Here is a 14,827-nt window from a genome sequence, read left to right on the forward strand (position 1 = left end):
GAGAGTGACGAAACCGCCCCCGGGCGGGACGAAACCGCCCCCGCCGGGGATGAGACCTGAATCAAAGTTCATATTTTCCAGCCCCTTGCAAGCGGGCCTCTTTTCCACGCGCTGCGTCGAAAGAATCGGCCTTGCCGCAGGGCGACCCAACCCATTGAATGGTGCTCATGAAATTCCTGCGTGAGCTGCGCTCGGTCCTGAACCTGACGGTGCTGGTGGCGGGGCTCGGCTACTTCGTCGACCTCTTCGACATCACGTTGTTCGGCGTGGTGCGCGCCGCCTCGCTCCGCGACATCGGCATCACCAGCCCGGAGGAGGTGCTGTCGAAGGGCATCCTCATCTACAACTGCCAGATGGTGGGGATGATGGTGGGCGGCCTGCTGTGGGGCGTGCTCGCCGACAAGCGCGGACGGCTCTCCGTCATGTTCGGCTCCATCCTGCTGTACTCGTTCGCCAACCTGGCCAACGCCTTCGCCTGGGACGTGACGAGCTACGCGGTGTTCCGCTTCCTGGGCGGCGTGGGGCTCGCGGGGGAGCTGGGCGCGGCCATCACCCTGGTCGCCGAGTCGCTCCCCAAGGAGAAGCGCGGCCTGGGCACCACCATCGTCGCGACGCTCGGCATGCTCGGCATCGTCGCCGCGGCCTTCGTGGGGCAGCACCTCAACTGGAAGGTGGCCTACTTCACCGGCGGCATCATGGGCATCGCGCTGCTGTTCGCCCGCTTCAAGGTCTCCGAGTCGGAGCTGTTCACCAAGAAGACGGACCCGTCGCGCGCCAATCCGCTGCTGCTGCTGCAGGGCAACCGCTTCCTCAAGTACATCTGCTGCATCCTCATCGGCGTGCCCATCTACTTCACCACGGGCATCCTCTTCACCTTCGCGCCGGAGCTCACCGCGGGCCTCAACGTCCAGGGCACCGTGACGGCCGGCAACGCCATCCTCTACGGCTCCATCGGCCTGACGATTGGCGACCTGCTCGCGGGCCTCTTCAGCCAGTGGCTCAAGAGCCGCAAGCGCGCCGTGGCGCTCAACCTGGTCGGAGGCTTCCTGCTGATGCTCGTCTACGGGCTGGTGCCGGGACTCACCAGCACCATGGTCTACATCTTGAGCTTCCTCATCGGCATCATGGTGGGCTACTGGGCGGTGCTGGTGACCATGGCCGCCGAGCAGTTCGGCACCAACATCCGCGGCACGGTGGCCACGACGGTGCCCAACTTCGTCCGGGGCTCCGCCGCCATCGCCGCCAGCGGTTTCGCCGTCCTCAAGGGCCACATCAGCGTGCCCGCCGCCGCCCTCACCGTGGGCAGCATCTGCTTCGGCCTGGCCCTGCTCGCCCTCACCCGCATCGAGGAGACCTTCCACCGCGACCTCGACTACGAGGAGACCGGCCCCGACGCGGCTACCGCGCCGAGCGCTGGCCCCCAGGCCTCCTGAAGCGGCCCCTTCAGCCCTGGCGCGCGCGCACCCGCACGGGCATGCCGCGCTTGGGCACGAAGGTCAGCCGCGTCTGCCACTCCACCGGCGTGCGACCCAGGTACTCCACGTCGCAGCGTTGCAGCAGCAAGGCCAGCGTCTGCACCGTGTCCACCTGGGACATGTGCTGGCCCACGCAGATGCGCTGACCCGCTCCGAAGGGCACGTAAGCGCACTTGTGCTGCCCCACCTGCCGCTCCGGCAGGAAGCGGTCCGGGTCGAACGTCTCCGCGTCCTTCCAGTGGTCCGGGTGCCGGTGGATGGCGTACGGGCACATGAGCAGCTGCGTCCCCTTCGGGAGCATGACGCCGCCCACCTCCACGTCCTCCGCCGTCTCGCGCAGGATGGTCCACGCCGGAGGGCTCAGCCGGTTGATCTCCTGCACCACCCGCGTGGTGTACGTCAGCTTCGCCACGTCCTCGTACTTCGGCGCCTCGTCGCCGCACACCTCCCGCACCTCCTCGCGGATGCGGCGCACCACGTCCGGGTACTGGGTGCACGCGTGCACGGCCCACGTGAGCGACGTGGCGATCATCTCGAAGCTCGCGCCGAAGAGGTTCACGATCTCGTCGCGCACCTCCTTGTCGTTCATCGACTCGCCGGTCTCCCGCGCGCGCGACTCCACCAGCATGGACAGCAGCGTGATGTCGCCGTCGCGGGTGCCGCGCTCCCGGCGCTTGCTCAGCCGGCCGTAGATCCACCCGTTGATGAGCCACAGCGCCATGCCCATGCGAGGGGCCTTGGGGTCGAAGCGGGGCAGGAGCTTGTAGAACAGCACGCCCCACGGCGTGTGGCGCCGGCCGAACACGTCGATGGCGTCCATGATGCGCGCGAAGTGCTCCTCGCGGGGGTTCTCGTCGAAGCACGTGCGCCACATCACCCCGAACATCAGGCGCGCGGCCTCCGTGTACATGTCGAAGGACTCCCCCTTCGCCCCCAGCGCCATCCACCGCTCCACCCCCTTGTGCAGCTCGTCCGAGAACAGCCCGGACCACAGGCGCACCTTCTCCTTGCTGAACAGCGGCTGGACCATGTGCCGCTGGCGCTTCCAGTGGTCCCCCCGGCTCACCGTCAACCCATTGCCGTTGAAGGGGTTCTCGATGCGCGGCTTGGGGAACAGCTGCGGCTCGTCGATGAGCACCCGCTTGACGTCCACGGGGTTTCGCAGGAACGCGATGGGGGTGCCGTAGACCCGGACGAGGGACACGTCGCCGTACTCGGCATGGAGCTTGTTCGCGAGCGCCAGGGGCTCGTTGAGCATGGGGAAGAAGCTCCCCAGGACGGGCAGTCCCCGGGGGCCGGCCACGCGGCGCCCGGAGGATGAGTTCACGGAGGTGTCCATGGCCCGATTTGCGCCGGTCACCTCCGGGCCGTCAAGGTGGCCCCACTGACTTGAACCCGACGTCCGCCCTCGGGCCGGTTGCACCGGGCCCCCCAGCCGCCCTATCCCCTGGACCCAAGCCATGGCTCCCTCTTCCATCCGACCCATCCAGAAAGTGCTGTGCGCCAACCGCGGCGAGATCGCCATCCGCGTGTTCCGGGCCTGCAACGAGCTCGGCATCCGCACCGTCGCCATCTACAGCGACGAGGACCGGACCCACGAGCACCGCCACAAGGCGGACGAGGCCTACCTGGTGGGCCGAGGCAAGCGCCCCGTGGAGGCCTACCTGGGCATCGACGAAATCCTCGACGTGGCCGAGCGCGCCGGCGTGGACGCCATCCACCCCGGCTACGGCTTCCTGTCGGAGAACGCTGGGTTCGCCGAGGCCTGCGAGCGCCGGGGCATCCGCTTCATCGGCCCCACCTCCGCCGTCGTGCGGACCATGGGCGACAAGGTCGCCGCCAAGCAGCTGGCGAAGCAGGTCGGCGTGCCCACCGTGCCGGGCACCACGCTGGAGGGCGACGACGCGAGCGTGCTCGCCCAGGCGCGCCGGTTCTTCCAGGAGCACGGCGGCCCGGTGCTGGTGAAGGCCGCCCACGGCGGCGGCGGGCGCGGCATGCGCGTGGTGCGCGAGGAGAAGGAACTGGAGGCGGCGCTCACGTCCGCGCGCTCCGAGGCCCAGAGCGCCTTCGGCTCCTCGGCGGTGTTCCTGGAGAAGTTCCTGGAGCGGGTGCGCCACATCGAGGTGCAGCTGCTCGGTGACCTCCATGGCGGCCTGGTCCACCTGCACGAGCGCGACTGCTCGGTGCAGCGCCGGCACCAGAAGGTCATCGAGATCGCCCCCGCGCCCAACCTGGCCCCTGCCCTGCGAAGCGCCATCTGCGACGCGGCGGTGCGGCTGGCGCGCGAGGCGGGCTACAGCAGCGCGGGCACCGCGGAGTTCCTCGTCTCCGACAGCCACTTCTACTTCATCGAGTGCAACGCGCGGCTCCAGGTGGAGCACACCGTCACCGAGCAGGTGACGGGCGTGGACCTGGTGCAGAGCCAGATCCGCATCGCGGAGGGGTACGCGCTCGGCTCGCCGGAGGTGGGCATCACCTCGCAGGCGTCGCTCCAGCCGCGCGGCTACGCGGTGCAGCTGCGCGTCACCACGGAGGACCCGTCCAACAACTTCATGCCGGACGCGGGAATCATCACCGCGTGGCGCGCGGCCACCGGCTTCGGCATCCGCCTGGACGGCTCCAACGGCTACACCAACGCGCACATCTCGCCGTTCTACGACTCCATGCTGGTGAAGGTCATCGCCTACGCGCCGACCTTCGAAGGCGCGGTGATGAAGGGCCAGCGCGCGCTGCGCGAGTTCCGCATCCGCGGCGTGAAGACCAACCTGCCCTTCCTGGAGAACGTGCTGCGCCACCCCGCCTTCCAGGCCGGTGAGACGTACACGCGCTTCATCGACGAGACGCCGGAGCTGTTCCAGCTCACGCCGCGCAGGGATCGCGCGAGCAAGCTGCTCACGTACCTGGCCGAGGTCATCGTCAACGGCCACCCCACCATCAAGAAGCACCAGCGGCTCAAGCCCACCCAGTTCATGGAGCCCCGCGTGCCGGTGGCGCCGCCCGGCCCCGTGCCGAAGGGCACCGCGCAGATCCTCGCGGAGAAGGGCCCCCGGGGGCTGGCCGAGTGGGTGCTCGCGCAGAAGCGCGTGCTCCTGACGGACACCACCATGAGGGACGCACACCAGTCGCTGCTGGCCACGCGCATGCGCACGCGCGACATCCTGCGCGTGGCGCCGGCCACCGCGCACCTGGCCTCGGAGCTGTTCAGCCTGGAGAGCTGGGGCGGCGCCACGTTCGACACGTCCTACCGCTTCCTCAACGAGGACCCGTGGGCGCGCCTGCGCTCGCTCAAGGCGGCCGCGCCCAATCTGCTCCTCCAGATGCTCCTGCGCGGCGCCAACGCCGTGGGCTACACCAGCTATCCGAACAACGTGGTGGAGGCCTTCATCGACGAGGCGGCCGAGGCGGGCGTGGACGTCTTCCGCATCTTCGACAGCCTCAATGACCTGGGCAGCATGGAGGTGTCCATCCAGCGCGTGCTCAAGACGGGCAAGGTGGCGGAGGTGGCCATCTGCTACACGGGCGACGTCGCCAACCCCAAGCGCAAGAAGTACACGCTGGACTACTACGCGGACCTGGCGAAGCGCATCGAGGACTCGGGCGCCCACTTCCTGTGCATCAAGGACATGGCGGGCCTCTTGCGCCCCCGCGCCGCGGCCATGCTGATGGACCGCCTGCGCGAGGTGACGAAGCTGCCCATCCACCTGCACATGCACGACACCGCGGGCAACGGCGTCGCCAGCTACCTGGAGGCGATTGAACACGGCGTGCACATCGTCGACGTGGCGCTGGGCAGCATGGCGGGCCTCACCAGCCAGCCCAGCCTCAACGCGCTGGTCAGCGCCCTGCGCGGCCACCCGCGCGAGACGGGCCTGGCCAACGCTCGCCTGCAGCCGCTCGCCAACTACTGGGAGGACGTGCGCGAGTACTACGCCCCCTTCGAGAGCGGCCTCAAGAGCACGACGAGCGAGGTCTACTACCACGAGATTCCGGGCGGTCAGTATTCCAACCTCCGGCCGCAGGTGGCGGAGATGGGGCTCTTGAGCCGGTGGAACGACGTGAAGGACGCGTTCGCGCTGGTCAACGTGCTGGTGGGGGACATCCCCAAGGTGACGCCGTCGTCGAAGATGGTGGGCGACTTCGCCATCTTCCTCCTGAAGAACGACCTGATGGTGCGCGCGGCCACGCTCGCGGAGGCGGCCGCGCTCACCCACCAGAAGCTCATCGCCGAGGCGCCCCGGCTCGACTTCCCCTCCAGCGTCGTGGGCTACTTCCGCGGCGAGCTGGGCCAGCCGCCCAACGGCTTCCCCGAGGACCTGCGCGCCGCGGTGCTCAAGGGCCTGCCGCGCGTGGAGGGCCGCCCGTCGGCGAGCATGCCCGCGCTGGACCTGGAGGCGCTGCGCGCGGAGCTGGCGAAGAAGACGGGCCAGCCCATCTCCCACGCGGACGCCATCTCCAGCGCGCTCTACCCGCGCGTGATGGCCGGGTACCTGGACGACGCGGGCCGGTTCGAGGACGTGTCCATCCTCGACACGCCGAACTACTTCTACGGCATGGAGGTGGGCCAGGAGATCTGGGTGGACCTGGAGCCGGGCAAGACGCTGGTCATCAGCCTGTCCGCGGTGGGCGAGCCCGACGAGGATGGCCTGCGCACCGTCTACTTCGCGCTCAACGGCCACAACCGCACGGTGCAGGTCCGAGACCGGAGCCGCGCCGCGCGCGTGGAGGCCCGTCGGCAGGCGGACCGCGCCAACCCCAACCACGTCGCCGCGAGCATGCCGGGCACGGTCATCGCGGTGCACGTGAAGGCCGGGGCCAGCGTGGAGTCGGGCGCGCCGCTCGTCACGCTGGAGGCGATGAAGATGGAGACGGTGGTGCGCGCGCCTCGCGCGGGCACCATCGCGGAGGTGGCCACCACGCTGAAGGCCGCGGTCCAGGGCGGTGACCTGCTCGCGGTGCTCCAGTAGGGACGCTTCACGAAACCGGGGCGGAACGTTGAGTGTGGGCGCGGCCTTTGACATGGTCGCGCCCCATGAAGCGTTCACTCCTGTCCTTATTGGCACTGACGTCGTGCGCCACCTCCTCGAGCACCACGGCACCGGGCTCGGACTCCACCGCGTCGCAGGTTCCCGCGTTGCCGGAAGAGGTCCGGCTGGCGGACCTGCGGCAGATGACGTTCGGCGGTGAGAACGCGGAGGCGTACTGGTCCTTCGATGGCAAGCAGCTCTCGCTCCAGGCCCGTCACGAGGGCATGGGGTGCGACCGCATCTACCGCATGGAGGTGGACCCGGCGAGCGGCGCGGCCGCCAAGGTGTCCCCCGTCTCCAGCGGCGAGGGCGCCACCACGTGCGCGCACTTCCTGCCCGGGGACCAGGAGGTCATCTACGCGTCCACGCACCTGGGAGGCGCCACGTGCCCTCCCAAGCCGGACCACTCGATGGGCTACGTCTGGGCCCTCTACGACTCGTACGACGTCTTCAAGTCGAACGCGGATGGCTCCGGCTTGACGCGGCTGACCCAGACGCCGGGCTACGACGCCGAGGGCACGGTCTGCGCGAAGGACGGCTCCATCCTCTTCACGTCCGTGCGGGATGGAGACCTGGAGCTGTACCGGATGGACCGCGACGGGAAGAACGTGAAGCGGCTGACGCACACGCCCGGCTATGACGGCGGCGCGTTCTTCAACGCGGACTGCTCCAAGATCGTCTGGCGCGCGTCGCGGCCGGCGCCCGGCAAGGCGCTGGACGACTACAAGGCCCTGCTCGACAAGGGGCTGGTGCGGCCGACGAAGCTGGAGCTGTACGTGGCCAACGCGGACGGCTCCGAGGCCAGGCAGATCACCTGGCTGAACGGCGCCGCCTTCGCGCCCTTCTTCCACCCCAACGGCCGGCGCATCCTGTTCTCGTCCAACCACGGCGACCCGAAGGGCCGTGAGTTCGACATCTGGGCGGTGGACATCGACGGCTCCAACCTGGAGCGCATCACCCACGCGCCGGGCTTCGATGGCTTCCCGATGTTCTCGCCGGACGGCAAGTGGCTGGCGTTCTCCAGCAACCGCGCCACCGCGCCGGGCAAGAGCGACACCAACCTGTTCATCGCCCGGTGGGTCGAGGACGCGAAGCCCGTGTCCACCACCGCGTCCGCCGCGGACCGCGTCCGTCAGGACGTCACCTGGCTGGCCGCGTCCGAGCGCGAGGGCCGCGGCATCGGCACGGATGGCATCGAGGCCGCCGGCGGCTACATCGAGAAGCGCTTCCAGGAGCTGGGCCTGAAGCCCGCGGGGGACTCGGATTCCTTCCGTCAGGCGTTCCCCGTCGTCACCGCGGTGAAGCCCGTCGTCGGCACCGAGGTGCGCATCGGCAAGACGGCGCTGACGGGCGATGCATTCAGCGTGCTCGGCTTCTCCGCGCAGCAGCAGGCGCAGGGCGCGCTGGTGTTCGCCAACTACGGAATCGTCGAGCCGTCGCTCTCCGTGGACGACTACGCGAAGCTGTCGGTGAAGGGGAAGATCGTCGTGGTGCGGCGCTTCGTCCCGGACACGGCGGCGTTCGCCGACACGGACAAGCAGCGGCGCTTCGGTGACCTCCGCTACAAGGCGTGGCAGGCGGCGCAGCGGGGGGCGAAGGCGCTCATCGTGGTGGACTGGCCGCAGGCTCCGACGCCCACGCCCAAGGAGTGGCAGATGCCGCCCGAGGCGACCCTGCCCGCGCTGCACCCCGAGGGTCCTGGCGACGCGGGGCTGCCGGTCGTCGTGGTGAAGCGCGCGGCGCTGGAGCCGGTGTGGGCCTCGCTCACCAAGGGCCAGCGCGTGGACGCGGCGGTCGGCGTGAAGCTGGAGGTCGAGCAGCGCTCGGCGTTCAACGTCGCGGGCCTGCTGGAGGCTGGCGAGGGCAAGGCGCCCGGCGTCGTCGTGGTGGGCGCGCACTATGACCACCTGGGCTTCGGGGGCCGTGGCTCGCTGACGCCGGACCGGCACGAGCCGCACGTCGGCGCGGATGACAACGCCTCGGGCGTCGCGGGCCTGCTGGAGATCGCCCGCACGCTGAAGGAGCGCCGCGCCGCGCTGAAGCGCGACGTGCTGTTCCTGGCCTTCTCGGGTGAGGAGTCGGGCCTGCTGGGCTCCACGCACTTCACCCGTCAGCGGGGCGACGCGGGCATGAAGCAGGTGGCCGCGATGCTGAACCTGGACATGGTGGGCCGGCTGCGCTCCGGTGGGCTCTCCGTGCTGGGCGCCGAGTCCGCGAGTGAGTGGGCCCCGCTGCTCACCCGCGCGTGCGCCGAGGCGCGCGTCGCGTGCAACCCGAGCGGTGATGGCTACGGCCCCAGCGACCACTCGCCCTTCTACGCGTCGGGCGTGCCGGTGCTGCACTTCTTCACGGGGACGCACACGGACTACCACAAGCCCTCCGACACGGTGGAGGGGCTCAACGCCGTGGGCACCGCGCAGGTCGCGCAGGTCGCGTCCGGGGTCGCGCTGGGCCTGGATGGTGCCACCACGCTGACGTACCGCAAGGTCCCCTCCCCCACGCCGCGCGGAGACCTGCGCAGCTTCAACGCGTCGCTCGGCACGGTGCCGGACTACGCGGGCCCACCGAACGGGCTGAAGGGCATGTTGCTTGCGGGCGTGCGCGCGGGTGGCGCGGCGGACCAGGCCGGCATGCTGCGCGGCGACGTCCTGGTGAAGCTGGGCAAGCACGTCATCGGCGGCGTGGAGGACCTGATGTTCGTCCTCAACGCCTCCAAGCCCGGTGAGACGGTGGAGGCCCGCGTGATTCGCGACGGCAAGGAGTTGCCGCTCGAGGTCACGTTCCAGGAGAGCAAGCGCCCTCGCTGAGTCCTCGCGTCACGCGTCGATGAAGGGCCCACGGGCCCGGGCCACGTCCGTGAAAGGACGTCCCGGGCCCGTGTCGTTCCGGGGGCTCAGCAGCCCACGTTGCCCCAGCAGTACGGGACGATGCCCAGCTCGAACTCCACGCCGCCCAGGGGCGCGAAGGCGAAGTTCCAGGGGTTGGAGCCCGCGCCCCACATGAGGCCCGTCAGCGCCACGCCATTGGCGGTGAAGACGTACACGGGAGAGCCGCTGTCACCGCCCGCGCCATTCTGCGCGCCGCTGGTCGCGATGTAGTTGCAGTAGAACGTGTCGGGCACTCCGCCGCCGTTCACCGTGGCGCAGGCCCACTGGATGGTGCCGCTGGTGGTGCCCGAGGTCCGGCCCGTCTTGAACACCGTCTGCCCCTGCGACGGATAGAGCACCTTCCCCGTCACCTCATTCCAGGCGGAGATGTTCAGGTTGAACGCCCCAGGCGTCTGCACCACGCGGGAGCTGATGGCCGCATCCGCGCGGAAGAAGGCGCTGTCGCTGTAGCGGCAACGACGCCCCGCGGGACAGCTGCCTCCCGTCGCGTAGAACGGGTCCGTCGTCTCCGTCCCCACCTGCCACGGGTACACGGCCTGATAGGCGAGGGTCGACTCCACGCCCCCCTGCACCGTGGTGCAGTGGGAGTTGGTCACGAAGCCCAGCGTCCCGCCTTGCAGCGCCGCGAAGCCCAGCGTGCAGTACTTGCCCGGCGTTTCAATCTGAAGTCCGCCCGCCACGGGCGTCCATCCGCCCTGCACGCTGGCGGGACGGACGGGGCCGACCTCGACCACGTCCACCGCGTCGCGGTCCACCGCCAGCCGCCCGAGCGTCCACTCGACGCGGGCACGCGACTCGGCGCGCTCGATGCCGATGGCCACGCGGTTCGACTTCTCGTCCACGTCCGTGAAGACGGCGCCCGGCAGCGCGAGCACCTCCGGCGTGAGTCGCTCCTGAATCGCCTTCAGCTGGGAGAACGTCCGCGTCGCCGGCTCCGTCACCACGCCCGCCGAGGGAATCTTGTCCACGCCGAACACGGAGGTGATGGCGCCGCGCGCCGCCGGGGCCGCGGAGGCATTCACCAGCCGCACCACCAGACGCCCCTTCTCATCGTGGTACATGCCGGCGAAGCCCGGCGCCGAGCGCTCCACCTCGAGCAGCGCCTCATCCAACGTCCGAGGACGCGCGGCACTGCTACTGCTGGCGGGCTCCGCGGTCGGCCCACCGGCCCACGCCGCATCACTGAAGCCTCCCAGGCACAGCGAGGCACTGCCCACCACGACACGAAGAATCGCTTGCTGGCGCATGACGTTCGCCCCCACGACCACGGGTGATTCCCGGCCGGTCGGTCGCGGACACACGCCGGGCGCTGCGACCCGGGACTCCATCACTTCACGCGGAGGACTTGAAGCAGGATTCTGTGAATTTCCGGAAATATCTCAGGCCAGCAGGAGCTCGCGGATGGCCTCGGCGACCAGCCCCTTCGCCTTGTTCGCGGCCTGCTCCAGCGAGTCCCGGATGCGCCCGAGCGTGGCGGACTCCACGCCCTCCAGCGCGGTGAGCGCCGCCGTGTCCTTCTCCGAGTCCTCCGAGGTGAGCAGCGTCGACAGCAGCGTGGCGGCCTCCAGCGGAGGCGCGCCGACCCGCAGCAGCGCCACCGCGGCGCTGGCGGCCACACGAGGGCTCTCGTCCAGCAGATGCCTGCGCAGCGTGGCCACCGTCGCGAGCGAGGACAGTCGCCCCAGTCCGAGCAACGACACGGACTCCAACCGGATGGGCGCCTGCGGGTCCTCGGCCGACTTCAGCAGCACGGGCTCCAGGGCGGCCAGCTCGGGCGCGGCCTGGCCCTCGCGGCGGTCGTCCTCCAGCAGGCTGCGCAGGGACATCAGCGCCAGGTACTGACGCGTGCCCTCGGCGCGCCCCACCTGGTCCACGAGCGCGGGCACGGCCAGCCGCGGCGCCGCGGGCGCGAGCGAACCGAGCGACTCGAGCGCGGCCCCGGCCACCGGCTCCACATCCTCCAACGCGGTCAGCAGGCGCGGCAGCAGCGACACGGCGGACTCGCCCACGCGGCCCACGACGCCGGCGGCCACGCGTCGGACTGAGGGCTGCTCGTGCCCCAGCGCCTGCTCCAGCGCGCTCAGCGGCAAGGGCGCCATGCGGTACAGGTTCGCCACGAGCAGCGCGGCGTCATCCAGCGCGGGCGCCTCCGCATCCAGGCGGGACACCGCGGACAGCACCGCCTCCATCGCGGGCTGCGTCAGGGACACGGGCGGCGGCCACCAGGTCGTCTGGAGCAGGTGGAGGATGGGGGCATAGGCCTTCGTCGCCTCCGGACGCTCCAGCTCCTTCAGGAGCAGCCTCGCGACCCGCTCACGGACCTGATGGTCCTCCGCGCAGAGCGCGTCGCCCAGCGTCTCCAGTGCCTCCGACACGCCTCGCGGGTCCGAGGAGGAAAGGCGGGACACGGACTCATCCAACGACGGGGCACGGTTCGCCACGGATCCTCACATCTCGAAGGGTGCCCGGGAATCATCCCGCCGGTGCCGATGGATTCCAAGGCGGGGATTCACCCGCGTTCAAGTGCACGCACCCGGTAGGCCCGAGGTGAAATACCGAACGCTCGCGTGAAGCTCATCGTGAAATGGGACAGGTCACCGAAGCCGGATTCCAGTGCGATGTCCGTGACCCGGGTCCGACTTGCCCTGAGTAGATTCGCCGCCAGGCGCAACCGCATGGCGATGACCCACTGCCGGGGCGTCTGTCCCGTCACCGCTCGGAACACGCGCAGGAAGTGGAAGCGCGTCAGCCCCGCGATGCTCGCCAGCGTCTCCAGCGAGCAGTCGTCCGAGACATGGTCCTCGAGGTAGCGCAGCACGCGCGCCACGCTTCGGGCCTGTCGCTCGGAGAGCTCCACCCGTGTCGCGGCGGGCGCACCGCCCAGGCGCAGCGCGACGTCCAGCACGGACAGCACCACCTCGCGCAGCTCCTCCGCGTCGCCCGGCTCCAGGGCCTGCCGCGCCAGGAGGACCGCCTCCAGCGACCCGAGCGACGCGGGGACGCTCGTCCGCTCGAAGGGGCGCGTGTCCTCCGCCCGCGAACCCAGGAGGGCCTCGTCCAGCATCGCGTCCGAGTACTCGATGACGAGCGAGCGATCTCCTCCGTCATCGACGTGGCGGAACTCATACGGCGCGGCGCGATTGCCGAGCAGCAGCGCGCCCGGCCCCACCACCGCGTCCCCTTCGGGGCCTCGCGCGTGGAAGGCTCCGGACAGCACGACGCTGACGCAGACCCGCGCGTGCGCGCCTTCGACCACGGGGCTGTGGCAGCCCGCGCGACAGACGCAGTCGCTGACGTCGAACGCCTCGCCCTCCCCCAGCACGTGGTAGCCGGGGGCGCGCTCGGGGAGCACGGCAAGATTCCCAAAGTTCCGCGTCATGGGCCGATGCTACTCCGACCTCCGAGGGACGGAACCGTCGTTCAGGAGGAGTGGCACATGGTGGGGTCGATGCGCGGCGTGCTGGTGACGTTGGGATTGCTGGGCCTGGGGTGCGGCGCGCACCCAGGCGGTGAGCGAATGACCGCGGCGAAGCGCGCCGACAGCTGCACGCCGGAGCTCTACGGCGCGGGCCTCTTCACCACCGGGGCCTGGGACTTCTTCATGGCCTTCTCGCCGGACCAGCGGCGCGTGATCTTCGGCCGCGCGGATGATGCCTTCGAGCGCTTCACGATGTACGAGACGCGGCTCGACGCCAAGGGACGTTGGTCGCGGCCGGAGCTCCCGCGCTTCGCCAGGGAGTGGAGCAACGCGGACCCGCATCTGTCGCCGGACGGGCGCACGGTTTTCTTCATCTCGGACCGCCCCGAGCCGGGCGAGCCCGGACCTCGTGCCAGTTACGACATCTGGTCCGCGTCCCTGGGCGCCGATGGTGAGTGGGAGGACGCACGCCGACTGCCCGCGCCCGTCAACGACAAGAGCCGTGACGAGTGGTCTCCGGCGGTCGCCGCGAACGGCAACCTCTACTTCGGCGGAGACCTCCCGGGCACGCACGGAGGCAGCGACCTGTGGGTCTCCCGCTGGGTCGACGGGGCCTACCAACCGCCGGAGAACCTGGGGGCCGCCATCAACTCCTCGATGCACGAGCTGGAGCCGTGGATCGCCCCGGACGAGAGCTACCTCATCTTCAGTGCGTTGCGCCGACCCGATGGATTGGGCCGATATGACCTGTTCCTCAGCCGCAAGGTCGACGGCAAGTGGGAGCCCGCGCGGAGGCTGTGCGCGGGTATCAACACGCGCGACAGCGAGTACAACCACAGCGTGTCGCCGGACGGGAAGTGGCTCTACTTCAGCAGCACGCGGCCGTTCTCCGGAGACGTGGGCGAGCGCTTCGACACGCCCAGGGATGATGCAAGCCTCCAGGGCATCGGCAACGGCACCGGGGACATGTACCGCATCCCGATGAGCGCCATCGGCCTCTGACCTCAGGCCCGGAGCGTGGGCGAGCCCGTCTTCCGGACCGCGCCGGGAGACACGCCCATGAAGCGCTTGAAGGCGCGACTGAACGCGGCCTCGGACTGATAGCCCATGCGCGTGGCGAGCTCCCCCAGTCCGGGGCGCTCGTCCTTGAGCGCCGAGTGCGCGACGTACATCCGCCACCGCGCGAGGTAGTGCATGGGCGGCTCGCCGACCCGCTGAGTGAAGCGCGCGGAGAACGCGGAGCGGGACATGGCCACGCTCGACGCCAGCGAGGCCACCGTCCACGGACGCGTGGGCTCGCGGTGGATGAGCGCGAGCGCGCGGCCCACGTCGGGGTCCTGAAGCGCGCCCAACCAACCTGACTTCGCCTGGGAGTCCTGCGCCATCCACTCGCGCAGGGCCTGCACCACGAGCACGTCCGCGAGCCGCGTGATGACCGTCTCTCCGCCGGGCCGCAGCTCCTGGGCCTCGGCGGCCATGAAGCGCAGCGTGCTCTGGAGCCAGTCCATGCGCGGCGAGTTCGACGGCTCCACCAGGATGATGCCCGGCAACAGGGACATGAGGTGTCGCGCGGCGGGATGGTCCAGGCGCACGGCACCGCAGATGAGCGTCGTGGGCGCGCCACCGCCACCGTGTCGCAGGATGGAGTAGCGCTCGCTCACCAGCTCCTCGGAGAGCTCCTCGAGCCTGCGCGCGGGTCCGCCTCGCTCGTGCACCAATCGATGTCCCGCGCCGTGCGGCACGAGCGCGAACGTGCCCGGCTGGAGCAGCCGCGCCTCCACGCCTTCGACCTCGAGCCAGCACTGTCCCGTGGTGACGACGTGGAACATGAGGCTCCCCTCCGTCGCGGGCAGATCGAGCCCCCACGGCGCCGTCAGCTCCGAGCGGCAATAGAACGTGCCGCTCATCCGCAGGAAGTGCAGCGCCTCGCCCAGCGCGTCGACCGGGGGTCTGAGTTCAGCCATGTCGTGACGATGCGCCCTGCCCTCCTCCAAGTCCAGCCCCTCCTGGACGAACGAGCAT

The 14,827-nt window shown here is 70.2% G+C and carries 9 protein-coding genes; 4 read left to right on the forward strand and 5 right to left on the reverse strand.

Features of this window, described 5'->3' with window-relative positions:
- The first annotated feature begins 167 nt into the window (after nt 1-167).
- Nucleotides 168-1,433, forward strand: coding sequence for an MFS transporter (locus tag K8640_RS21000; protein WP_223748642.1), 1,266 nt, complete (start codon nt 168-170; stop codon nt 1,431-1,433).
- A 10-nt stretch (nt 1,434-1,443) separates the two neighbouring features.
- Here K8640_RS21000 and K8640_RS21005 read toward each other — a convergent pair whose 3' ends face one another.
- Entirely contained in the window at nt 1,444-2,802 is a 1,359-nt protein-coding gene (locus K8640_RS21005) for a cytochrome P450 (RefSeq protein WP_223748643.1), read from the reverse strand.
- A 133-nt stretch (nt 2,803-2,935) separates the two neighbouring features.
- Between K8640_RS21005 and K8640_RS21010 the strand changes: the two genes are divergently transcribed.
- The gene (locus tag K8640_RS21010) at nt 2,936-6,439 is read left to right on the forward strand and encodes a pyruvate carboxylase (protein ID WP_223748644.1); all 3,504 of its coding nucleotides are present in this window, start codon (nt 2,936-2,938) and stop codon (nt 6,437-6,439) included.
- Nucleotides 6,440-6,504: 65 nt separating this feature from the next.
- Nucleotides 6,505-9,306, forward strand: coding sequence for a M20/M25/M40 family metallo-hydrolase (locus tag K8640_RS21015; protein WP_223748645.1), 2,802 nt, complete (start codon nt 6,505-6,507; stop codon nt 9,304-9,306).
- An 86-nt stretch (nt 9,307-9,392) separates the two neighbouring features.
- Here the strand turns inward: K8640_RS21015 and K8640_RS21020 are convergent, their stop codons facing one another.
- The 3 genes from K8640_RS21020 to K8640_RS21030 all read right to left on the reverse strand — a co-directional run bounded on the left by K8640_RS21020 (nt 9,393) and on the right by K8640_RS21030 (nt 12,766).
- A complete protein-coding gene (locus tag K8640_RS21020; protein WP_223748646.1) occupies nt 9,393-10,634 on the reverse strand; it encodes a S1 family peptidase in 1,242 nt (413 codons plus the stop codon).
- Between the two features lie 132 nt (nt 10,635-10,766).
- A complete protein-coding gene (locus K8640_RS21025; protein ID WP_223748647.1) occupies nt 10,767-11,795 on the reverse strand; it encodes a hypothetical protein in 1,029 nt (342 codons plus the stop codon).
- Between the two features lie 101 nt (nt 11,796-11,896).
- Nucleotides 11,897-12,766, reverse strand: coding sequence for a helix-turn-helix domain-containing protein (locus tag K8640_RS21030; RefSeq protein WP_223748648.1), 870 nt, complete (start codon nt 12,764-12,766; stop codon nt 11,897-11,899).
- Nucleotides 12,767-12,823: 57 nt separating this feature from the next.
- Here K8640_RS21030 and K8640_RS21035 point away from each other — a divergent pair, with 57 nt between their 5' ends.
- Entirely contained in the window at nt 12,824-13,807 is a 984-nt protein-coding gene (locus K8640_RS21035) for a Xaa-Pro aminopeptidase (RefSeq protein ID WP_223748649.1), read from the forward strand.
- 2 nt (nt 13,808-13,809) lie between these two features.
- Here the strand turns inward: K8640_RS21035 and K8640_RS21040 are convergent, their stop codons facing one another.
- A complete protein-coding gene (locus K8640_RS21040) occupies nt 13,810-14,769 on the reverse strand; it encodes an AraC family transcriptional regulator (protein WP_223748650.1) in 960 nt (319 codons plus the stop codon).
- Between the last annotated feature and the right edge of the window lie 58 nt (nt 14,770-14,827).

This window comes from Myxococcus sp. XM-1-1-1, from assembly GCF_020037095.1.
Classification (GTDB): domain Bacteria; phylum Myxococcota; class Myxococcia; order Myxococcales; family Myxococcaceae; genus Myxococcus; species Myxococcus fulvus.